Origin of the sequence: Bradyrhizobium sp. 164 (assembly GCF_023073715.1) — a bacterium.
Lineage (GTDB): Bacteria > Pseudomonadota > Alphaproteobacteria > Rhizobiales > Xanthobacteraceae > Bradyrhizobium.
In genome coordinates this window covers 22,326-43,318 of sequence record NZ_JADPKA010000077.1, presented here as the reverse complement: position 1 = coordinate 43,318, position 20,993 = coordinate 22,326, and the positions used below count along the sequence as shown (strand labels likewise).

The window sequence follows — 20,993 nt, the reverse complement described above, 5'->3', positions numbered from 1 at the left end:
GGACAAGCCGCGGCGTACTAGATTCCCCGTCTTCGCGGGGAATGACAGCGCTGGGTGAGGCGGCGTTAGGGCGCCGATGACCGCACGACACTAATGCCCATCCCTATGCTCCGGCAGCGTCACTCCAAACACCTTCACCAGATCCGTCACCTGATCCGGCGAGAGGTATCGTGGGTTCATCCCGCGCAGCAACAGATACAGCTTCGCCGTCTCCTCCAGCTCCTCGGTCGCAAACACGGCCGCTTCCAGCGTGTCGCCGGCGACGACCGGGCCGTGATTGGCGAGCAGCACCGATGAATATTTCCCCGCCAGCCCTTTGATCGCATCCGCGACCGCACGATCGCCAGGGCGATAATACGGCACGAGCGCGGTGGCGCCGCATTTCATTAGATAATAGGCCGTCATCGGCGGCAGCGCGGCGCGCGGGTCGATGTCGGGCAGCATCGAGAGCGCAACCGAATGGGTCGAGTGCAGGTGCACGATCGCGCGCGCGCTCCCGCGCGTGTCGTAGAGCGCAGTGTGCAGCGGAACTTCCTTGGTCGGCGCATCGCCCGAAACCAGCCGGCCCTGATCGTCGAGCCGCGACAGCCGCGCCGGATCGAGGAAGCCAAGCGAGGCGTTGGTCGGCGTCACCAGCCAACCGCCGCCGTCCAGCCTGACGCTGATATTGCCGGAGGAGCCCGGCGTCAGCCCGCGCTCGAACAGCGACCGCCCGAAGCGGCAGATATCCTCGCGCAGCCGTGTCTCGTTGCTCATGGCCGTCATGCCTGCTTGTCTCACGCTTTGGCAGCGCGGCCAAGCCGTGTTATCGGTTCGCCGAGCCGCCGCAAAGGGCGGCGGTCCGGGAAACGTTCGCAAGGGTCAGTTGCATGTCCGCCTCCACGTCACAAAATCAGCGCATCGTCGTGATCGGGCTCGGCTCGATGGGCTTTGGCATGGCGACCTCGCTGAAACGCGCCGGCCATGCCGTCACCGGGTGCGACGTCTCCGACGATGCCGTCGCGCGTTTCGTGGAGGACGGCGGCGCGGGCGCCAAGACGCCGGCTGACGCTGCCAAGGACGCCGACATCGTCGTCAGCGTCGTGGTCAACGCTGCCCAGACCGAAGCCATCCTGTTCGGCAAGGATGGCGCCGCCGAGACCATGCCGAAGGGCAGCGTCTTCATATCCTCGGCCACCATGGACCCGGATGTCGCGCGGCGTCTTGCCAAGCAGTTTGAGGCGACCGGCCGGCATTATCTGGATGCGCCGATCTCCGGTGGGGCGCAGCGCGCCGCGCAAGGCGAGCTGACCATCCTCGCGTCCGGTAGCTCCACCGCTTTTGCCAAGGCGCGTCCAGCTCTCGATGCCATGGCCGCAAAGGTCTATGAGCTCGGTGACGCCGCAGGGCAGGGCGCCGCGTTCAAGATGATCAACCAGCTCCTCGCTGGCGTGCACATTGCCGCCGCCAGCGAAGCGATGGCGTTCGCGGCCAAGCAGGGCCTCGACATTCGCAAAGTCTATGAGGTGATCACAGCCTCCGCCGGCAATTCCTGGATGTTCGAGAACCGGATGCCGCACGTGCTCGATGGCGACTACACGCCGCGCAGCGCGGTCGAGATCTTCGTCAAAGACCTCGGCATCATCCAGGACATGGCGCGCAGCGCCAGATTCCCGGTGCCGGTCTCCGCCGCCGCGCTCCAGATGTTTCTGATGACGTCAGCCGCGGGCATGGGCCGTGACGACGACGCTTCGGTGGCGCGGATGTATGCGCAGGTCACCGGCGTCAAGCTGCCCGGCGACAAGTAGAGCTGAGAGGATTCCGATGCCCCGTTTTGCCGCCAATCTCTCGATGATGTTCACCGAGGTGCCGTTCCTCGACCGCTTCGATGCCGCCGCGCAAGCGGGCTTCACCGCAGTCGAGTTTCTCTTTCCCTATGAGCATCCGGCCGAGGCGGTCGGCGAGCGGCTCAAGCGCAACGGTCTGACCCAGGCGCTGTTCAACCTGCCGCCGGGCGACTGGAATGCCGGCGACAAGGGTTTTGCCGCGTTACCGGCGCGGTTCTCCGATCTGAAGGCGAGCCTGGGGAGGGCATTGCCGTACGCCCAGGCGACTGGCGTCAAGCGCCTGCACCTGATGGCCGGCATCGCCAATCGGGGCGAGCGCGTCGCGATCGAGGCCTTCTACAAATCGGTGACGTGGGCCGCGGAGTTCTTCGCGCCGCACGGCATCGATATCGTGATCGAACCGATCAATGCACGCAACGTGCCCGGCTACTTCCTCAACGATTTCGGCTTCGCCCGCGACCTGATCCAGGAGTTGAGGCTGCCGAACCTAAAACTCCAGTTCGACATCTATCACTGCCAGATCATCCACGGCGACGTCACCATGCGGCTGCGCGAGATGATGCCGATCATCGGCCACATCCAGATCGCCAGCATCCCCTCGCGCAACGAGCCTGACGGCGAGGAGCTGAACTATCCGTTCCTGTTCACTGAGCTCGACCGGCTCGGCTATGCCGGCTTCGTCGGCTGCGAATACAATCCGCGCGGCAAGACAACGGATGGGCTCGCCTGGTTCGAGCCTTACGCGGGAGTGAAGCCGTGATACTTGCGTTGGGCTGCATCGCCGACGACTACACCGGCGCCTCCGACCTCGCCAATACGCTGACGCGAGCGGGCCTGCGTACCGTGCAGACGATCGGTGTGCCCGCGAACGATCTCGCGCTGCCCGAGGTCGACGCCGTCGTGGTGTCACTGAAGAGCCGTTCGATCGACGCCAGCGTTGCCGTGTCGCGCTCACGCGCGGCGGAGACATGGTTGCGCGGCCGCGGCGCGGGCCACGTGCTGTTCAAGATCTGTTCGACCTTCGATTCCACCGATGCCGGCAATATCGGGCCGGTGATGGACGCCTTGCGCGCCGAATGCGGCGAAACCGCCGTGCTGGTGACGCCGGCCTTTCCGGAAACAGGACGCACCGTCTACCAGGGCAACCTCTTCGTCGGCGCCGTGCCGCTGAACGAGAGCCCGCTGAAGGACCATCCGCTCAACCCGATGCACGATTCCAACCTGGTGCGCGTCTTGGCGCGCCAGAGCAAGACGCAAATCGGCCTCGTCGATCTCGCCACAGTCTCGCGCGGTGCAGACGCCGTGCGGGCGCGCCTGGCCGAACTCGCGGACAAGGGCATCGGTGCCGCGATCATCGACGCCGTGTTCGACCGCGACCTCGAGACGATCGGCCTCGTCGCCGCCGAACATCGGCTCTCGGTCGGCGCCTCCGGCATCGGCCTTGGCCTCGCTCGTGCGCTGGTGTCGACAGGCAAGGTCAAGTCGACGGCGGCAGGCGGGACGGGCGCCGCGGTTGGCGGGCCGGCGGCCTGCCTTGCCGGAAGCTGCTCCCAGGCAACGCTTCAGCAGATCGCCAATGCCGAGCGTGTCATGCCGGTGTTACATCTTGATCCCGAGCAGATCGTCGCGGGGGGCGGCGAAGCGCAGCGGGCGCTGGCCTGGGCGAGACCGCGGCTGGCGGATGGCCCTGTCCTGATCGCCTCGAGCGCGACACCGGAAGCCGTTGCCGCCGTTCAGGCGCGTCACGGCCGCGATGCGGCCGGGCATGCCATCGAGCAGGCCATGGCCGACATTGCCGAAGGCCTGGTGCAGGCGGGCGTTCGGCGCTTGATCGTCGCGGGTGGCGAGACGTCAGGCTCCGTGGTCGACCGGTTGAGGATTCCCGGATTTCTCGTAGGAGTGGAAATCGCGGCGGGTGTCCCGGTGTTGCGCGCGGTCGGTGCAGAGACAGGCGAGATGCTGCTTGCGCTAAAGTCCGGAAATTTCGGTGGCCCGGAGTTTTTCACGGACGCGCTTAAGCTCATGCGCTGAGCGCAGAGCATTGTTAGCTGCCTGTTCATTTCTTTCGGCTTTCCGTACTCGTACGGAGTCGTAGTTAACATCTGCGCAGGTGCTCTGGTGTCGGATGTCGGTGCTGCTCCTTTTGTTTGATTCGTAGTTCCCGGACGCGCACCGGCCAGCACAAAGAGACCCAGTTCATGTTCGCCACTATTTCCATCCGCGCCAAGATCATCAGTGTCGTGGCATTCCTGCTGGTCGCAATGACCGGCATGGGTCTGCTCGCCGTCATGAAGATGCGGTCGATGAATGCCAACACCGTCGACATCACCACGAACTGGATGCCCAGCGTGCGCGTGCTGGCCGAACTGCGCGCCGGCGTGATCACCTATCGCAACGTGATCCGCGAGCACATGCTGTCCGAAACGTTGGAAGAGAAGCTGGCGGCGGAAAAAACGCTTGGGACCGTGATCGAGGCGAATACCAAGCTTCGGCAGTCGTATGAAGCCATGATCACGTCGCTTGAGGAACGGGCGCTCTACAGCGAGTGGTCCAAGCTGTGGGAAGACTACAAGAAGGGCACACAGGAGGTGATGGCCCTGTCGCGCAAGGAGGCCGGCAAGATTCCGCACGAAGCGCACGAGTTGAACAGCAAGACGGTCAACAAGATCGGGCTGCAGGCGGACGAGATTTTGAGGCGGGACATCGAGCTCAACACCAAGGGCGCGGATCAGGCCGCGCGAGACGCTGACGACAGCTATGATCATGCCTTCATGCTGGTCTCACTCATTCTCGGTGCGGCGGTCGTCATTGGTATCGGCGTCAGTTTTTATCTTGTTCGTGACGTCTCCCGGGGCATCAGCTCCATCACCGATCCCATGCAGGCGCTGGGCAAGGGTGACCTCAGTGCCGAAGTCCCGCATCGCGGCGAGAAGACCGAGATCGGCGCCATGGCCGATGTGCTCCAGGTCTTCAAGGAGGCGCTGATCGCCAAGAGGGCGGCGGACGAAGCTGCCGCGGCCGACGCCGAAGCCAAGATCGAGCGCGGCCGCCGCGTCGACAGCATCACCCGCGAATTCGAAACGATGATCGGCGAGATCGTCCAGACCGTCTCGTCGGCCTCGACCCAGCTCGAAGCCTCCGCCTCGACGCTGACCTCGACGGCCGACCGCTCGCAGCGGCTGGCGACCACAGTTGCCGGAGCTTCGGAGGAAGCCTCGACCAACGTGCAGTCGGTGGCCTCGGCGACCGAGGAGATGGCCTCGTCAGTCGGTGAGATCAGCCGTCAGGTGCAGGAATCGGCGCGGATGGCGGGCGACGCCGTCGGCCAGGCGCGCGCGACCACCGAGCGCGTCAGCGAACTGTCCAAAGCGGCGTCCCGCATCGGCGACGTCGTCGAGCTCATCAACACCATCGCCGGCCAGACCAATCTCTTGGCGCTGAACGCCACTATCGAGGCCGCGCGCGCCGGTGAAGCCGGCCGCGGCTTTGCGGTGGTCGCCTCCGAGGTGAAGGCGCTGGCCGAGCAGACAGCGAAGGCGACCGGCGAGATCGGCCAGCAGATATCCGGCATCCAGGCGGCGACGAACGATTCAGTCGGCGCCATCAAGGAGATCTCCTCGACCATCGAGCGCCTGTCGGAGATCTCGTCGGCGATCGCGGCGGCCGTGGAAGAGCAGGGCGCGGCAACCCAGGAGATCGCGCGCAACGTGCAGCAGGCGGCGCAGGGCACCCAGCAGGTCTCCGCCAACATCACCGACGTGCAGCGCGGCGCGACCGAGACCGGCACGGCCTCCTCGCAGGTGCTCTCGGCGGCGCAGATGCTGTCGAACGATTCGAACCGGCTGAAGAATGAAGTCGGCAAGTTCCTGTCCGACGTGCGCGCCGCCTGAGGCACGCGGCCGCATGGCTGCGATGTAGATTTCGCAGTGCGGTAGCAGGGAAGTGAATGCGCGAAGGCCGCCGGAGGTTAGCGTTTCCGGCGGCGCTCGGGTAAAGGGAGATGGGGGTCGCCCCGGGGGCGGATTTCCACATTCTTGCTTGACCTGGAATTGCCTGGCGCATGATTGCTCTGGTCCGTATTGCCCTGAGCCGGCCCTATACTTTCGTCGTGCTCGCGCTGCTGCTGCTGATCATTGGGCCGCTGGCGGCGCTGCGGACACCGACTGATATCTTCCCGGACATTCGCATTCCCGTGATCGGCGTGGTCTGGCAGTACACCGGCCTGCCGCCCGACCAGATGTCCGGCCGCATTACGACGCCGTTCCAGCGCGCGCTGACGACGACGGTCAACGATATCGAGCACATCACTGCCAATTCCTATAACGGTTTCGGCATCATCAAGATCTTCTTCCAGCCCAACGTCGATATCCGTACCGCGAACGCGCAAGTCACCGCCATCTCGCAGACGCTGCTCAAGCAGATGCCGCCTGGCGCGACGCCGCCCTTGATCCTGAACTACTCCGCCTCCACCGTTCCGATCATCCAGGTGGCGCTGTCGGGTGAAGGCCTCACCGAGCAGAACCTCGCCGATATCGGCATCAATCAGCTTCGCACGCCGCTGGTCACTGTGCCCGGGGGGGCGATCCCGTACCCGTTCGGCGGCAAGCAGCGCCAGGTTCAGATCGACCTCGATCCGACCGCGCTCCAGGCCCGCGGCCTCTCGGGCCAGGACGTTGCCAACGCGCTCGCCGCCCAGAACCTCATCACGCCGGTCGGCACCCAGAAGATCGGCCAGTTCGAATACAACATCCAGCTCAACAACTCGCCGCTCCGGATCGACGAGCTCGGCAATCTGCCGATCAGGACCGTCAACGGCGCGATGGTCTACGTCCGCGACGTCGCGAGCGTGCGCGATGGCAATCCGCCGCAGACCAACATCGTCCATGTCGACGGCAACCGCTCGGTGCTGATGATGGTGCTGAAGGCGGGCGCGACCTCGACACTCGATATCATCGCCGGCATCAAGCAGAAGGTCATCGAGGTCAAGGACCAGCTGCCCGACGCACTGAAGATCGGCTTCATCGGTGATCAATCGGTGTTCGTCCGCGGCGCGATCCAGGGCGTTGCCTTCGAAGGTGTGATCGCGGCGCTGCTCACCAGCGTCATGATCCTGTTGTTCCTCGGCAGCTGGCGCTCGACCATCATCATCGCGGTCTCCATCCCGCTGTCGGTGCTGGGTGCCATCATCATGCTGTCGGCGATCGGCGAGACGCTGAACATCATGACACTCGGCGGCCTTGCGCTCGCCGTCGGCATTCTCGTCGACGACGCGACGGTCACGATCGAGAACATCAATTACCATCTGGAGCAGGGCAAGCCGGTCGAACAGTCGATCCTCGATGGTGCCAACCAGATCGTGACGCCGGCCTTTGTGTCGCTGCTCTGCATCTGCATCGTGTTCGTGCCGATGTTCTTCCTCACCGGCGTCGCGCGCTTCCTGTTCGTGCCGATGGCCGAAGCCGTGATGTTCGCGATGATCTGGTCGTTCATCCTGTCGCGCACGCTGGTGCCGACCATGGCGAACTACCTGCTGCATGCGCATGTCCATCACGAGGGCGGGCCGCCGAAGTCGCGCAATCCCTTCGTCTGGTTCCAGCGCGGCTTCGAGGCGCGGTTCGAGCGCATTCGCAGCTTCTATCGTGGTTTGCTCGGCCTCGCGTTGGTGCAGCGTGCGGTGTTCGTGATCGGCTTCCTCTGCGTGGTCGGCGCGTCCTTTGCCCTGGTGCCGTTCCTCGGGCGCAACTTCTTCCCCGCGGTCGATGCCGGCAACATCCTGATGCATGTCCGCATCCAGGTCGGCACCCGCGTCGAGGAGACCGCCAACCAGCTCGCCGACGTGCAGAAGGCGGTCCGCAAGTTGATCCCGGGCGAGATCGAGACCATGACCGACAACATCGGCATGCCGATCTCCGGCATCAACATGACCTACAACAACACCGGCGTGATCGGCCCGCAGGACGGCGACATCCAGATCAAGCTGAAAGAAGGCCATAAGCCGACCGAAGAGCATGTACGCGTGCTGCGTGAGCAGCTGCCGCGATTGTTCCCCGGCGTCAGCTTCGCGTTCCTGCCCGCCGACATCGTCAGCCAGATCCTGAACTTTGGCGCGCCGGCGCCGATCGACCTCCAGATTCGCGGCGCCAATGTCAGCGCCAATTTCGTTTACGCCAATAATCTGCTGGCCAAGGTCCGCAAGATTCCCGGCGTTGCCGATGCGCGCATCCAGCAATCGCCAAACAATCCGACATTCAATATCGATGTTGATCGCACCCGCGCGCAATATGTCGGTCTGACGGAACGTGACGTCACCAACAGCCTCGTCGTCAATCTCGCCGGCTCCTCGCAGGTCGCGCCGACCTACTACCTCAACCCCGACAACGGCGTGTCGTACTCGATCGTGATGCAGACGCCGCAATACCAGATCGACTCGCTCAGCGCGCTTCAGACGCTGCCGATCACCGCGACCGGCAATGCGCAATCGCCGATCCTCGGCGGCATCGCCGACATCAAGCGCTCGACCTCGAGCGCGGTGGTCTCGCAGTACGACATTCAGTCGATGGTGCAGATCTTCGCGACCACGTCGGGCCGCGATCTCGGGGCGGTCGCCGCCGACATCCGTCAGCTGATCGCGGACACCGCAAAGGAGGTGCCGAAGGGCTCGTCCGTGGTGCTGCTCGGTCAGGTGCAGACCATGAACAGCGCCTTTACTGGTCTCCTGTTCGGCCTGCTTGGCGCCGTCGTGCTGATCTATTTCCTGATCGTCGTGAACTTCCAGTCCTGGTCCGATCCCTTCGTCATCATCACGGCGTTGCCGGCCGCGCTCGCGGGCATCGTCTGGATGCTGTTCATGACGGAGACCACGCTGTCGGTGCCGGCGCTCACCGGTGCCATCATGTGCATGGGCGTTGCCACCGCCAACAGCGTGCTCGTGATCTCCTTCGCGCGTGAACGCTACGAGGAGCTCGGCGATCCCGTCGCCGCTGCGCTGGAAGCCGGTTTCGTCCGATTCCGCCCCGTCCTGATGACCGCGCTCGCCATGATCATCGGCATGGCACCCATGGCCTTGGGCCTCGGCGAGGGCGGTGAGCAGAATGCGCCGCTCGGCCGCGCCGTGATCGGCGGCCTGATCTTTGCAACCTTCGCCACGCTGATGTTTGTTCCCGTGGTGTTCAGCATGGTACACAAGAAACAAGGCGCCAAAGCCGCCGCCCCATTGGAGACTGCGCATGTCGCCCACTGAGACCCGCTCCCCGGTGTCGCACCGGAAATTGGGCATCTTCGGCGTGGTGGCGCTGATTGCGGCAGGCCTCGTCGTGGGCACGGGCATCCGTGCCCGCGAGGAGCAGGGCTCCAAGCTGAAGGAATGGACCGATGATCAGGCCATTCCGAGCGTTGCGGTGACCCAGCCCAACGCCAAGGCCCTCAACGCCACCATCGATCTGCCGGGCCGGCTGGAGGCCTATTACCGCGCGCCGATCTTCGCGCGCGTGTCGGGTTACCTGAAGAGCTGGAGCGCCGATATCGGCGCCCGCGTCAAGGCAGGGCAGGTGATTGCCGAGATCGAGGCGCCAGACCTCGATCAGCAGCTCTTGCAGGCCCGCGCCGACCTCGCTAGCCAGCAGGCCAGCGCCAGGCTGTCCGAAGCGACGCTGAACCGCCGCAAGACGCTGGTCGCCTCGAACTTCGTCTCGGCACAGGAGATCGACGAGCGCACTGCCGATCTCTCCAACAAGAACGCTGCCGTGCATTCGGGCCAGGCCAACGTGGAGCGGCTCGAAGCGCTGGCCGGCTACAAGAAGATCACCGCGCCGTTCGACGGCGTCGTCACCGCCCGCGACACCGACGTCGGCGCGCTGATCAATGCCGGCGGCGGGGCGGGTCCGGCTATGTTCGTGGTTTCTGACATCACCAAGCTGCGTGTTTACGTCAACGTGCCCCAGAACTATGTGCCGGCGGTCAAGATCGGCGCCAAGGCCACCATCACGCTCCCGGAATATCCGAATCGGTCGTTCCAGGCGACCGTGGAAGCCTCCTCCCAGTCCGTCGACGTCGCCTCGGGCACCACGCGGATGCAGCTCGGGCTCGACAATTCCAGCGGCGAGCTGATGCCCGGCGGTTATGCCAGCGTGAAGCTCAACTTGCAGCGCGACTCCGCGCCGCTCAGCATCCCCGCCAGTGCGTTGATCTTCAACAGCAATGGCCTGCGCGTTGCGACGGTCAGCCCGGACGACAAGGTACAGTTCAAGACCGTGACCATCGCGCGCGACCTCGGCCGCGAGATCGAACTTGCTTCGGGCATTACAGCGGACGACCGCGTCATCACGGCACCGCCGGACGGACTGTCGGATGGGGATGCGGTGCGCGTGGTTGGCGCCAAGGCCAAGCCGGCGACTGCGTCGGAGAAGCAGGCACCGAAGAGCTAGGGCGCCTCGTGCCCCGGACGCAGCGCAGCATGAAGTGATGCGCTGCTGAGCCGGCCTCGTCTCGCCTCAAAGCACCGTGTTTCTTGCCGGATCCCGGCTCTGCGGAGCGGCCTTGCATGCCGCACCGCGTCCGGGACACGAGAGCTACGTCACCCGCCACTCCGGCACGCCGTCGGCCGCCATCGTGACCTCGCCGACTGATCCCACCGGCGTGCGATCCATGTTGAGCAGATGTGTCAGCGTCGCCGTGTCGCTCGCTGGAATCCGCGCTAGCGTGCGGCGAGCGTCTGCCGTCCGCAACATCACCACGCCATGCTCGATCTCGCCGCCGCGGCCGTAGAGCACGGTAAAGCTCTCGACCTTGCCCTTGCCAGTTGCCTCCGCGACGAATTCCGGCACGGCCCGCTTGTTGCGGTCGGCTTCCGCCTGCACGCTCGTCTCCTGCACCAGCGCCTCGCGCGGTGGCGTTTTCGACACCACCAGCGCGTGGTGCTTGGTGACAAAGCCGCCCTGGCCGTAGAGCAGACCGAGCTTGGCGCCGTCGCGCACGCGCCGCACCATCGCGCAGGCCGCGTGCGTCATGTAGGTATTGAGCGGGGCGCCGAAGAAGGTGAGGCCGCCGGTCACGGTCGGCTGCACGTCGGCATCCAGGCCAAGCGTGCGCCGCGCCATCTTCGGGACGCACGGGAAGCAGCTGTAGAGCTCGATGGCGTCGAACCTCTTGCCGTCGCCGCCTGCGAGATCCATCACGGCCTTCAGAACCGCGTTCTGCGGATGGCTCTCGTAGAACTGGTCGCGCAGGAGATAGTCGCGCGGCTCCTCCGCCGAGGCGCCGCCGAGCGGATAGACCAGCTTGCCCTCGGCAATGCCCGCCGTACGCGCCTTGGCAACGCTCGTCAGCAGCAGCGCGCCGCCCATGTTGACGCTGGGATTGGCGACCATGAGCTTATTGTAAGGCCATGCGATCAGGCGGTTGTCCGCGGTCGGCGTCGTGATTTCGTCAGGCGCATAGCGCCGCTTCAGCCAGGCATTGGGATTTTGCGCCGCGGCTTCGGAGTAGCGCGACCATAGTGTCCCGGATTCCGCCATCGCCTCGCGCGGCGTCTGGCCCCAATGAGCGGACGAAGCCGCCTCATAGAACGGATAGACGGTGACGGGGCGGAACACGCCGAGTCTCACTGCCAGCGGTTTCTGGAACGCTGCCCCGCGCTTGGGCTCCTCGACGTCGTGCGCGAATGGTGTCCATGGCAGCTTTGTCCCGGCGCGCTCAGCCTTGGTCGCGGTCGATTGCGCCTCGGCGCCGCAGATGGCCGCCACGGTGCATTCGCCCCGCGCGATGCGCTTCGCAGCCTCGTGGATATAGCGGATCGGGCTCTCGCCGCCGACCGGGCCGTAGTAACAATGCGAAGGCGAGATGCCGAGCCGCTGTGCCAGCAGCGCTTCCGGATCGCGATAGCGCCAGCTCAGAAAGTTCACGACGTCAAGCGACTGCACCTCGCCCAGCAGCTTTGCGCCGGCGTCTGCTTCCGCGCGCCGCAGCGCCTGTTCGAGCAGATCGAGCGGCTCGAGGCCATCAGTGATCTCCCTGGGACGGTCGACAATCTCGCCGACGCCGACGATGACGGGGATGCGGTCTGGGGAAACAGTCGTCATTGTTCTTGCTTCTTCACTCTCTGAGATCTCCGACCTCATCCTGAGGAGCCTGCGAAGCAGGCGTCTCGAAGGATAGGCCACGGGCGCTCATGGTTCGAGACGGCGCTTGCGCGCCTCCTCAGCATGAGGGTCCATCATTCCGCCACCAGCGCATTCATGTGCTCGACGGCCTCCGCAAACTCTTGCTTGAACTCCTGCACCACGGCGCCGGCCGACTTCACGCTGTCGATCAGCCCGACGCCCTGGCCGACGAAATAGCTGACGAGATCACGCGCCTTGGCATTGCCGCTCGCCGCCGCGCGGTCGATGGAGTTGAAGGCGTCGCGACTGATGATGCTCTGGAGCGGCATCGGCAGCGCGCCCGGGCTCTCCGGCGCGCGGTCCCAGGCATCGGTCCAGACCGAGCGGAGCTGTCGCGCCGGCTTGCCGGTACGGCCCTTCGAGCGCACCGCGTCGCGTGAGGACGCCGCGATCATCTTCTCGCGAAAAATCTCCGTGGTCTCGGCCTCGACGGTCGCAAGCCACACCGATCCGGTCCAGGCGCCGGCCGCGCCCATCGCCATGCAGGCCGCCATCTGCCGGCCCGTCATGATGCCGCCGGCGGCCAGCACCGGCACTTCGCGGATCGGCTTGATCGCCTTAATCACCTCCGGCACCAGCACCATGGTCGAGACCTCGCCGCAATGGCCGCCGGCTTCCGTGCCCTGCACCACGAGAATGTCGACGCCGGCTGCGACCTGGCGCAGCGCGTGCTCCTTGGCGCCGACAAGCGCAGCAACGGGCACGCCGTGGGTCTTGCCCATCTCGATCATGGCCTTCGGCGGCACGCCGAGTGCATTGGCGATGAGCCGGATCGGATGGCGGAACGAAACTTCGAGCAGCTCCAGCGCCGTCTTGGCGTCGAACGGCTGCGGCTGGTCGGCGGCGACCTCAGTGGTCGTCAGTTCAATGTCGTACTTCTTCAGGAGATCGCGCGCGTAGTTGCGGTGCTCTTGCGGCACGCGCGTTTCCAGGCTCTTCCAGGTGACGTTCTTCTCGCCCGCGGTGGAGATGTTTTCGGGGATCAGCACGTCGATGCCGTAGGGCTTGCCATCGACGTGATCGTCGATCCATCTCAGCTCGCGTTCGAGCGTATCAGGCGTGTGCACGGTGGCACCTAACACGCCAAAGCCGCCGGCGCGGCTGACGGCCGCAATGACGTCGCGGCAATGGCTGAAGGCGAGCAGCGGGAACTCGATCCCCAGCATGTCGCAAATTGGCGATTTCATGGCTCTCTCCCGGCGGTCTTCGCGTTCTCGTTGCTGTCGCGGCGAAGCAAAGCGACGCTAGCGGATCGTCGCTGGCGATGCCATGCCGGATTCGACGGCGCATCTTGCGTGGACACGCCGCGCGATGCTCCACTCGCAGGCTAACTCCTGGTGCATGGAGGGCTTCGGGATGGAGTCCGAAGCGCCGGCGCAGGCGGCAGCCAGGCGAGGTCGCATGACGCCAGCCTGAGGCCCGCGCCGGGCGCAGATCGAGCAGCCCTTGTCATCTGCCATTTGCGGGCTAATTAATGCAGGCGCATCTTTCCGCCGGAGCCTCTCGCATGACCGATACCCCTGCCTACGTGCCGCCCAAAGTCTGGACCTGGAACAAGGAAAATGGCGGGCAGTTCGCCAACATCAACCGCCCGATCGCCGGCCCCACCCACGACAAGGAGCTACCGGTCGGCCGCCATCCGCTCCAGCTCTATTCGTTGGCGACGCCGAACGGGGTGAAGGTGACGGTGATGCTGGAAGAGTTGCTGGCGCTCGGCCATAAGGGCGCCGAATACGACGCCTGGTTGATCAGGATCGGCAACGGTGACCAGTTCGGCAGCGGTTTTGTCGACATCAATCCGAACTCCAAGATCCCGGCGCTGATGGACCGCTCCGGGCCCGAGCCGATCCGGGTGTTCGAGTCCGGCTCGATCCTGTTCTACCTCGCCGAGAAGTTCGGCGCCTTCCTGCCGAAGGACGTCAAGACCCGCACTGAGGCGATGTCCTGGCTGTTCTGGCAGATGGGCAGCGCGCCCTATCTCGGCGGCGGCTTCGGCCATTTCTACGCCTACGCGCCGACCAAGATCGAATACGCCATCGATCGCTTCGCGATGGAGACCAAGCGCCAGCTCGATGTGCTCGACCGGCGGCTCGCCGACAACGAATATCTCGCGGGCAGCGAGTACACCATCGCCGATATGGCGGTGTGGCCCTGGTACGGCGCCCTCGCCAAGGGCTTGGTCTATGGCGCCGGCGAATTCCTCTCGGTGCAGGACTACAAGAACGTGCAGCGCTGGACCGATCAGATCGCCAAGCGCCCGGCCGTGAAGCGCGGCCGCATGGTCAATCGTGTCTCCGGCGATCCCGCCAGCCAGCTCCACGAGCGCCACGACGCGAGCGATTTCGAGACCAAGACGCAGGACAAGCTCTCGCCGGCGATGTAGCGCTTCTTCACCTCTCCCCGCCTGCGGGGAGAGGTCGGATCGCTCTTGCGATCCGGGTGAGGGGGAGTCTCCGCGAGAAGGTGCAGCGTCGACTCCTCTCATCGCGAGCGGCAGGCGCGATCGCATATGACTTTTGGCGGCGTCCGAGCGCGCGCCTCGTCCTTCGAGACGACCGCTTCGCGGTCTCCTCAGGATGAGGCTAAGCGGCACTTGCCCGTTGAAGCTGCTGCCGCGCACTCGGTCCTTCATCCTGAGGGCCCGCCAACGGCGGGCGTCTCGAAGGATGGCCACAAAGAAGGGCTCTCCCAAATGCGACTACCCTGCCGCAAGCGAGGGAGGGAACAGAGAGTGCGGATCACGCCATGCTCAGCTCGTGGCGTCCCACCACCATCCAGTGCACCTCGTCCGGACCGTCCGCAAAGCGGAGGTGACGCACGTCCTGATACATCTCGGCCAGCGGCGTCCAGTGCGAGATGCCGGTGGCGCCGTGCATCTGGATAGCCTGGTCGATGATCTTGCAGGCGCGCTCCGGCACCATGGCCTTGACCATGGAGACCCAGACGCGGGCCTCCTTGTTGCCGAGCACGTCCATCGCCTTCGCGGCCTTCAGCACCATCAGCCGCATCGCCTCGATCTCGCAGCGGGCCTGCGCGATGATTTGCATGTTGCCGCCGAGATGGGCGATCTTCTTGCCGAAGGCTTCGCGGGTGAGGCCGCGCTGCACCATGAGGTCGAGCGCCTTCTCGGCCTTGCCGATGGTGCGCATGCAGTGATGGATGCGGCCGGGGCCAAGGCGGAGCTGCGAGATCTCGAAGCCGCGGCCCTCGCCGAGCAGGATGTTCTCCTTGGGCACCCGGACATTATTGAAGCGCATATGCATGTGGCCGCGCGGAGCGTGGTCCTGGCCGAACACGTACATCGGCCCGAGCACCTCGACGCCGGGCGTATCGCGCGGCACGAGGATCTGCGACTGCTGCTTGCTCGGTGCCGCATCCGGATTGGTCTTCACCATCACGATGAGGATCTTGCAGCGGGGGTCCCCTAAGCCTGAGATGTAGTACTTCTCGCCGTTGATGACCCATTCGTCGCCGACGAGTTTGGCCGTGGTCGAGATGTTCTTTGCGTCGGAGGAGGCGACGTTCGGCTCGGTCATGACGTAAGCCGAGCGGATCTCGCCGTTGAGCAGCGGCTTCAGCCATTTCTCCTTCTGCTCCTTGGTGCCGACGCGCTCCAGAACTTCCATGTTGCCGGTGTCGGGCGCCGAGCAATTCATGGTTTCGGATGCCAGCGGGCTCTTGCCGAGCTCGGAGGCGATATAGGCGTAGTCGAGATTCTTCAGGCCCTGGCCGGTCTCGTCATCGGGCAGGAAGAAGTTCCAGAGGCCTTCCTGCTTGGCCTTGTTCTTGGCCTTCTCGAGCACCTCGAGCTGCTTCGGCGTAAAGCTCCAGCGATCCTCCTTGTTCTCGCCGGCCTTGGCAAACTCGATCGACATCGGCTCGACGGTGTCGCGGATGAACTTCTTGACGTGGTCGTAGAGCGGGCGGACCTGGTCCGACATGCGCAAGTCGTTGAGCTCGTCGCCGGGATTGAGGGTGTAGTTGGTGGTGCGGGGAATGTAGGTGTGCTTTGTCATTGTTCCTCCCGGAGCGCTAGGATTCCGCTGAGCGCAAGAATAGTCGCAGCGCCGCCAAAGTGCGAGCGCGCATTTTTCACGCAGAGCCATGCCACGCGATGGAATATCGCCAAGGCGTTTGAAATGTTGTTTGAATGGTGATGAGGTTTCGCTGCGCTCGCGACAACCTCCGCTGTCATCGCCCGATTCAATCGGGCGATCCAGTATTCCAGAGACGACGGTGATTGAACCGAAAAGCCGCGGCGTACCGGATGCCCCGGTCCCGGCTCCGCTAATAGGCTACGCCGGGCCTACAAGCGCTCTCGGCCGGCGAAGCTTCAGCGGAGACGGCAAGCCGGGGCATGGCCCAGACCTAGTTCGGCATCCGATGCATCGCGCAGATCTTGTTGCCGTCGAGGTCGCGCAAATAAGCGAGATAGAGCTTGCCGCCTGGGCCCTGGCGGACACCGGGCGGATCCTCAATCGAGGTCGCACCGGCCGCGACTCCGGCCGCGTGCCAAGCCTCGACCTGCTCCGGCGAATTGCAGGCAAAGCCGATCGTGCCGCCATTCGCGCAGGTCGCCGGTTCGCCGTTGATCGGCTTCGACACCGAGAACACACCGGTCTTGGTGATGTAGAAGATGCGATGGCCGTCGACCCTGGCCGGCCGCACCTCGAGCGTGCCGAGCAGCTTGTCGTAGAACGCCTTGGCCTTGTCGAGATCGTTGGTGCCGATCATCACGTGCGAGAACATTTGCCCATTCCCTCCGAGTTTGGAGCCCGGATGGAGCGCAGCGAAATCCGGGTCTGTTTGCTTTTGGCTGTCCCGGATTACGCTGCGCTCCATCCGGGTTAACGAGATCAAAACGCCGTATAGCCGCCGTCGATCACGAATGTATCGGCGGTGTGATACGACGACGCCTTGCTCATCAGATACACTGCAATGCCGCCGAAATCGGATGCCTCACCGAAGCGCCGCACCGGAATGCGCGGCATCACGTTGGCGACGAACTTGTCGTTGGCCATGAGCCCCGCGGTCATGTCGCTCTTGATCCAGCCCGGCAGGATCGCGTTCGCGGTGACCCCGTAACGCGCGAGCTCGACGCCGAGCGCACGCACCAGCGCGTTGATGGCGGCCTTGGTCGCCGCATAATGCTCGTTGCGCGCGGTGCCGAAGATCGAGGCGAGGCTCGAGGTCGCAACCAGCCGGCCGAAGGGGTCGCCGGCATTGGCACGCTCGGTCATGTGCTTTGCCGCGGCCTGGAACGCGTGGAATACGCCGTCGAGATTGGTCGAAAACATCGTGCGCCATTCCTGTTCGGTGCGCTCGATGAACGAGCGCCGCCCGCCGCCACCGATGCCTGCGTTGGCAAAGCAGCCGTCAACCCGACCGAACGCGTCGAGCGTCGCCTTCATCGCAGCATCGACCGAGGCCGGATCGGTGACGTCGCAGACGCGGGTGTCAACTTTGCCGGCAAGGCCGGCCAGGCTCGCGGCAGCAGCCTTGTTCTTGTCAGCATTGCGGCCCCAGATCGAGACGTTGCAGCCCTGGCCGGCGAGCGCCTGCGCAATGCCGAGCCCGATGCCGCCATTGCCGCCGGTGATCACGGCGACGCGGCCGGAAAGGTCGAAAAGGTTCATGGCGCGTTTCCTGTTTTGGCCTGCGGCGGATCAGCCGCTGCGCGCAAGATTGCTTGCTATGCTCTGATCACCATGGACAAGACCGCGCCAAAAATCAAATATGCGCCCGGAAAAACAAATTCCGGTCTGCGAAACTGACGCAGGCGGCAAGCTGACGAGGAAACCATGCAGTTCAAACACGTCACGCTCGATCTCGATGGTTCGGTCGCGATCCTCAAGCTCGACCATCAGGAGGTGATGAACGCAGTCTCCTTGGACATGCTGGGCGGCCTTGCCGAAGCTCTGGATGCGATCGAGGAGAAGAAGGATGAGGTGCGCTGCGTCGTTTTGACCGGCGCTGGGCGGGCGTTCTGCACCGGGGCAAATCTCCAGGGCCGCAACAACCAGCCGAAGAAGACCAAGGCCGGCCTGACGCTGGAGACCGGCTTTCATCCGTTCCTGCGCCGCATCCGCAACCTGCATTGCCCGATCGTGACCGCGGTCAACGGTCCCGCCGCCGGCGCCGGCATGAGCTTCGCGCTGCTCGGTGACATGATCCTGTGCGCGCGCTCGTCCTATTTCCTGCAAGCCTTCCGCCGCATCGGTCTTGTGCCGGATTGCGGCTCCACCTGGCTCTTGCCGCGCCTGATCGGTCGGGCGCGCTCGATCGAATTGTCGCTGATGGGCGAGCGGCTGCCGGCCGAGAAGGCATTGGAATGGGGCCTCGTCAACCGCGTCTATGATGACGGCGTGCTGATGGAGGAGGCGATGAAGCTCGCACGCGAGCTCGCCAGCGGCCCGACGGTGGCGCTGTCGCTGATCCGCAAACTCTACTGGGACAGCCCGGAAAATTCTTTCGAGGATCAGCTTAACCTCGAATTCCAGTGCCAGCTTCGAGCGGGCGACACCGATGACTTCCGCGAAGGCGTCGGCGCGTTCCTGGAGAAGCGCCCCGCGCAGTTCAAAGGCAAATGATCGAGGCGGAGCTTTCCCGCAGCGTCGCGCGCTGGTGTCCCGGTGCGACCGGCGTCGCCGGCGCGGCCAAGCTCTCTGGCGGCGCCAGTCAGGAAACGTGGCGCTTCGATATCGTGCATCCCGATGGGCTGATAGGCGCAATCCTGCGCCGCTCGCCGAAGGGCTATGGCGCCGCGCCAACGCGCGCGGCAGGCCTCGCCGCTGAAGCGCAGCTGATGCAGCTCGCCTATGAGGCTGGCGTGCCGTCGCCGCGCGTGATGCATGTGCTCACGCCGGAGGACGATCTCGGCACGGGCTTCATCATGCAGCGGATCGAGGGCGAGACTATCGCCCGCAAGATCCTTCGCGATGAGGAGTTCGCAGCCGCACGGCCGCTGCTGGCGCGGCAGATCGGCGACGTGCTCGCCGGTTTGCACAAGCTGCCGCTGCACAAGCTGCCGGAGCTGCGCCGCATGACCGCGGCGAAGGAGGTCGATGAGTTCGAGCGCGACTATCGCAGCCTGAACTGGCCCAAGCCCGTGTTCGAGCTGGCGCTGCGCTGGCTGCGCGACCACGATCCCGGTCCCTCGGCGGAGGAGACGTTGGTACATGGCGATTTCCGCAACGGCAATCTTATCATCGGCGCCGACGGTATCCGTGCCGTGCTGGACTGGGAGCTCGCCCATCTCGGCGATCCCATGGAGGATCTCGGTTGGGTCTGCGTCAACTCGTGGCGTTTCGGCGAGATCGACAAGCCGGTTGGCGGCTTCGGCTCGCGCGAGGAGCTGTTTGCGGGCTATGAGGCCGCGGGCCGCAAGGTCGATCCGCCGCGCGTGAAATTCTGGGAAGTAATGGGCACGCTGCGCTGGGGCATCATGTGCGGCGGCATGATGCAGCGGTTTCGCGAGGGGCCTGACCATTCCATGGAGCGCGCCATGATCGGACGCCGCGCCTCCGAGACCGAGATCGATCTGTTGCGGCTGCTGGCGCCGCGCGGGAGCTGATGCATGCAGGACGAACCCACGCCGATCGAGCTGACAAAGTCAGTCGCCGATTTCTTGCGCAACGAGATCACGCCGCTGATCTCCGGCCACCAGGCTTTCAAGCTGCGCGTCGCCATCAACATCCTCGATCTCGTGACGCGGCAGCTGACGCGGGAGGAGGGCAGCGATGCGGCGGAGGTGGAGCGGCTGCGCGCGCTGCTGGGCATGGACGGTTCATTGATCGAGCTCAACCGCACGCTCGCGATGCGCATTGCCAAAGGCGAGATCGATCTCGCAACGCCGGGCCTTGCCGAGCACCTCTGGCAGACCACGATGGACAAGCTCGCAGTCGATCAGCCGAATTACGCGTCATACAAGCGAGAGCTGTCGCGAGGCGGGTAGCTCTCTCCCCGTCATTGCGAGCGCAGCGAAGCAATCCAGAGTCTTTCCACGGAGGCGGTCTGGATTGCTTCGTCGCAAGAGCTCCTCGCAATGACGGGGGGAAAGACTCGTTTACTTCCCCACCCATTTCGGTGGTCGCTTCTCCGCAAACGCCTTCGGGCCCTCGATGTAATCCTGCGACGCCACCATCGCCTTCACCGCCGGATACTCCCGCTGCTGCTCGATCGCCTGTTCCAGCGAGACGCCAAGCCCTTTCTGGATTGCCTGCTTCGAGGCCCGTATGGACATCGGCGAGTTCTTGGTGATCATCTCCGCCCAGCGCAGCGCGGCGTCGAGCGCCTCGCCTCGCGGCACCACCTCGTTGACGAAGCCGAGCTCGAGGCCTTCCTTGGCACTGACATGCCGCGCGGTAAGGATCATGCCCATGGCGCGTTTGAGGCCGATCTGCCGTGGCAGGCGGTGCAGGCCACCGGCGAGCGCGGCCAGGCCAACGCGCGGCTCGGGCAGCGCGAAGGTGGCATTCTCCGAGGCAATGATGAGGTCGCAGGCCAGCGCGATCTCGAAGCCGCCGCCCATCGCGACGCCGTTCACGGCGGCGATGATCGGCTTGTCGCAGTCGAACCGCGAGGTCAGGCCCGCAAACCCACCCTTGTCCCAGCCGCGTTTGCCGCCCGCGGCCTGCCACTTCAGATCGTTGCCGGCGCAGAACGCCTTGTCACCGCTGCCGGTGACGATCGCGATCCATTGCTCGGGATCGGCCGAGAAATCGTCGAAGACCTTGTTGAGCTCGAAATGCGCGTCCGTGTGCAGCGCGTTATAGACCTCGGGCCGCGACAGTGTGACGATCGTGATCGGGCCCTTGCGTTCCACCTTGGAAAATTTCAGCTCCATGATCGCTCCCGCATTTTCTCGTGAAGGAATATTGTCGTCATACTAGCGCGCGGGTGCGCTTGAGCACCACCGAAATGCGCAAGCGCGCCTTGCGTGCCTCACACGTCTCGGCTTGCTTGACTTGGATGCGCTCTTCTCCGCTTAATCGTGCGAAGCAAGAATGCG

17 protein-coding genes are annotated in these 20,993 nt (G+C 64.7%); 10 read left to right on the top strand and 7 right to left on the bottom strand.

What is annotated here, in order from left to right:
* Positions 1 to 90 precede the first annotated feature (90 nt).
* On the bottom strand, positions 91 to 765 hold the full coding sequence (locus tag IVB01_RS24620; RefSeq protein ID WP_247279791.1) for an aldolase: 675 nt from the start codon (positions 763 to 765) through the stop codon (positions 91 to 93).
* Positions 766 to 869: 104 nt separating this feature from the next.
* Between IVB01_RS24620 and ltnD the strand changes: the two genes are divergently transcribed.
* The 6 genes from ltnD (at position 870) to IVB01_RS24590 (ending at position 10,249) form a co-directional block, all read left to right on the top strand.
* Positions 870 to 1,787, top strand: a complete 918-nt coding sequence (ltnD, locus tag IVB01_RS24615) for an L-threonate dehydrogenase (protein WP_247279790.1) — start codon at positions 870 to 872, stop codon at positions 1,785 to 1,787.
* 16 nt (positions 1,788 to 1,803) lie between these two features.
* Positions 1,804 to 2,586: a 2-oxo-tetronate isomerase gene (gene otnI, locus IVB01_RS24610; protein ID WP_247279789.1), complete on the top strand. Its 783-nt coding sequence runs from the start codon at positions 1,804 to 1,806 to the stop codon at positions 2,584 to 2,586.
* Positions 2,583 to 3,857 carry a 3-oxo-tetronate kinase gene (gene otnK, locus IVB01_RS24605; RefSeq protein WP_247494934.1) on the top strand — a complete coding sequence of 425 codons (1,275 nt, stop codon included), beginning with the start codon at positions 2,583 to 2,585 and terminating at the stop codon, positions 3,855 to 3,857. Before otnI ends, otnK begins: the two co-directional genes overlap by 4 nt.
* Before the next feature lie 167 nt (positions 3,858 to 4,024).
* A complete protein-coding gene (locus IVB01_RS24600) occupies positions 4,025 to 5,716 on the top strand; it encodes a methyl-accepting chemotaxis protein (protein WP_247494933.1) in 1,692 nt (563 codons plus the stop codon).
* A gap of 170 nt (positions 5,717 to 5,886) precedes the next feature.
* The gene (locus IVB01_RS24595; protein ID WP_247279786.1) at positions 5,887 to 9,066 is read left to right on the top strand and encodes an efflux RND transporter permease subunit; all 3,180 of its coding nucleotides are present in this window, start codon (positions 5,887 to 5,889) and stop codon (positions 9,064 to 9,066) included.
* A complete protein-coding gene (locus IVB01_RS24590) occupies positions 9,053 to 10,249 on the top strand; it encodes an efflux RND transporter periplasmic adaptor subunit (protein ID WP_247279785.1) in 1,197 nt (398 codons plus the stop codon). The genes IVB01_RS24595 and IVB01_RS24590 overlap by 14 nt, the downstream gene beginning before the upstream one ends.
* A 144-nt stretch (positions 10,250 to 10,393) precedes the next feature.
* Here the strand turns inward: IVB01_RS24590 and IVB01_RS24585 are convergent, their stop codons facing one another.
* Both IVB01_RS24585 and IVB01_RS24580 read right to left on the bottom strand, forming a co-directional pair.
* Positions 10,394 to 11,902, bottom strand: a complete 1,509-nt coding sequence (locus IVB01_RS24585) for an acetyl-CoA acetyltransferase (RefSeq protein WP_247279784.1) — start codon at positions 11,900 to 11,902, stop codon at positions 10,394 to 10,396.
* A gap of 134 nt (positions 11,903 to 12,036) precedes the next feature.
* The gene (locus tag IVB01_RS24580) at positions 12,037 to 13,170 is read right to left on the bottom strand and encodes a nitronate monooxygenase (protein WP_247279783.1); all 1,134 of its coding nucleotides are present in this window, start codon (positions 13,168 to 13,170) and stop codon (positions 12,037 to 12,039) included.
* 320 nt (positions 13,171 to 13,490) lie between these two features.
* Between IVB01_RS24580 and yghU the strand changes: the two genes are divergently transcribed.
* Positions 13,491 to 14,366, top strand: coding sequence for a glutathione-dependent disulfide-bond oxidoreductase (gene yghU, locus IVB01_RS24575; RefSeq protein ID WP_247279782.1), 876 nt, complete (start codon positions 13,491 to 13,493; stop codon positions 14,364 to 14,366).
* A gap of 355 nt (positions 14,367 to 14,721) precedes the next feature.
* On the opposite strand, the gene IVB01_RS24570 is transcribed toward yghU, so the two are convergent.
* The 3 genes from IVB01_RS24570 to IVB01_RS24560 form a co-directional block, all read right to left on the bottom strand.
* Entirely contained in the window at positions 14,722 to 15,999 is a 1,278-nt protein-coding gene (locus IVB01_RS24570) for an acyl-CoA dehydrogenase family protein (RefSeq protein WP_247279781.1), read from the bottom strand.
* 352 nt (positions 16,000 to 16,351) lie between these two features.
* Entirely contained in the window at positions 16,352 to 16,732 is a 381-nt protein-coding gene (locus IVB01_RS24565; protein WP_247279780.1) for a VOC family protein, read from the bottom strand.
* A 107-nt stretch (positions 16,733 to 16,839) separates the two neighbouring features.
* The gene (locus tag IVB01_RS24560; protein WP_247279779.1) at positions 16,840 to 17,619 is read right to left on the bottom strand and encodes an SDR family oxidoreductase; all 780 of its coding nucleotides are present in this window, start codon (positions 17,617 to 17,619) and stop codon (positions 16,840 to 16,842) included.
* Between the two features lie 165 nt (positions 17,620 to 17,784).
* Between IVB01_RS24560 and IVB01_RS24555 the strand changes: the two genes are divergently transcribed.
* Genes IVB01_RS24555 through IVB01_RS24545 form a run of 3 tightly spaced genes read left to right on the top strand, consistent with a single transcriptional unit; the run spans position 17,785 to position 19,937 of the window.
* Positions 17,785 to 18,573 carry an enoyl-CoA hydratase/isomerase gene (locus IVB01_RS24555; protein WP_247279778.1) on the top strand — a complete coding sequence of 263 codons (789 nt, stop codon included), beginning with the start codon at positions 17,785 to 17,787 and terminating at the stop codon, positions 18,571 to 18,573.
* Positions 18,570 to 19,556: a phosphotransferase family protein gene (locus tag IVB01_RS24550; RefSeq protein ID WP_247279777.1), complete on the top strand. Its 987-nt coding sequence runs from the start codon at positions 18,570 to 18,572 to the stop codon at positions 19,554 to 19,556. Before IVB01_RS24555 ends, IVB01_RS24550 begins: the two co-directional genes overlap by 4 nt.
* A 3-nt stretch (positions 19,557 to 19,559) precedes the next feature.
* Entirely contained in the window at positions 19,560 to 19,937 is a 378-nt protein-coding gene (locus IVB01_RS24545) for a DUF6285 domain-containing protein (protein WP_247279776.1), read from the top strand.
* Positions 19,938 to 20,048: 111 nt separating this feature from the next.
* Here IVB01_RS24545 and IVB01_RS24540 read toward each other — a convergent pair whose 3' ends face one another.
* Positions 20,049 to 20,828, bottom strand: coding sequence for an enoyl-CoA hydratase-related protein (locus IVB01_RS24540; protein WP_247279775.1), 780 nt, complete (start codon positions 20,826 to 20,828; stop codon positions 20,049 to 20,051).
* Between the last annotated feature and the right edge of the window lie 165 nt (positions 20,829 to 20,993).

Coding starts and splice junctions, on each gene's coding strand:
- ltnD (WP_247279790.1), top strand. CDS start 870: ATGTCCGCCTCCACGTCACAAAATCAGCGCATCGTCGTGATCGGGCTC.
- IVB01_RS24580 (WP_247279783.1), bottom strand. CDS start 13,170: ATGAAATCGCCAATTTGCGACATGCTGGGGATCGAGTTCCCGCTGCTC.
- IVB01_RS24560 (WP_247279779.1), bottom strand. CDS start 17,619: ATGAACCTTTTCGACCTTTCCGGCCGCGTCGCCGTGATCACCGGCGGC.
- otnI (WP_247279789.1), top strand. CDS start 1,804: ATGCCCCGTTTTGCCGCCAATCTCTCGATGATGTTCACCGAGGTGCCG.
- IVB01_RS24585 (WP_247279784.1), bottom strand. CDS start 11,902: ATGACGACTGTTTCCCCAGACCGCATCCCCGTCATCGTCGGCGTCGGC.
- IVB01_RS24555 (WP_247279778.1), top strand. CDS start 17,785: ATGCAGTTCAAACACGTCACGCTCGATCTCGATGGTTCGGTCGCGATC.
- IVB01_RS24550 (WP_247279777.1), top strand. CDS start 18,570: ATGATCGAGGCGGAGCTTTCCCGCAGCGTCGCGCGCTGGTGTCCCGGT.
- IVB01_RS24570 (WP_247279781.1), bottom strand. CDS start 15,999: ATGACAAAGCACACCTACATTCCCCGCACCACCAACTACACCCTCAAT.
- IVB01_RS24565 (WP_247279780.1), bottom strand. CDS start 16,732: ATGTTCTCGCACGTGATGATCGGCACCAACGATCTCGACAAGGCCAAG.
- IVB01_RS24540 (WP_247279775.1), bottom strand. CDS start 20,828: ATGGAGCTGAAATTTTCCAAGGTGGAACGCAAGGGCCCGATCACGATC.
- IVB01_RS24620 (WP_247279791.1), bottom strand. CDS start 765: ATGACGGCCATGAGCAACGAGACACGGCTGCGCGAGGATATCTGCCGC.
- IVB01_RS24600 (WP_247494933.1), top strand. CDS start 4,025: ATGTTCGCCACTATTTCCATCCGCGCCAAGATCATCAGTGTCGTGGCA.
- IVB01_RS24590 (WP_247279785.1), top strand. CDS start 9,053: ATGTCGCCCACTGAGACCCGCTCCCCGGTGTCGCACCGGAAATTGGGC.
- IVB01_RS24595 (WP_247279786.1), top strand. CDS start 5,887: ATGATTGCTCTGGTCCGTATTGCCCTGAGCCGGCCCTATACTTTCGTC.
- IVB01_RS24545 (WP_247279776.1), top strand. CDS start 19,560: ATGCAGGACGAACCCACGCCGATCGAGCTGACAAAGTCAGTCGCCGAT.
- yghU (WP_247279782.1), top strand. CDS start 13,491: ATGACCGATACCCCTGCCTACGTGCCGCCCAAAGTCTGGACCTGGAAC.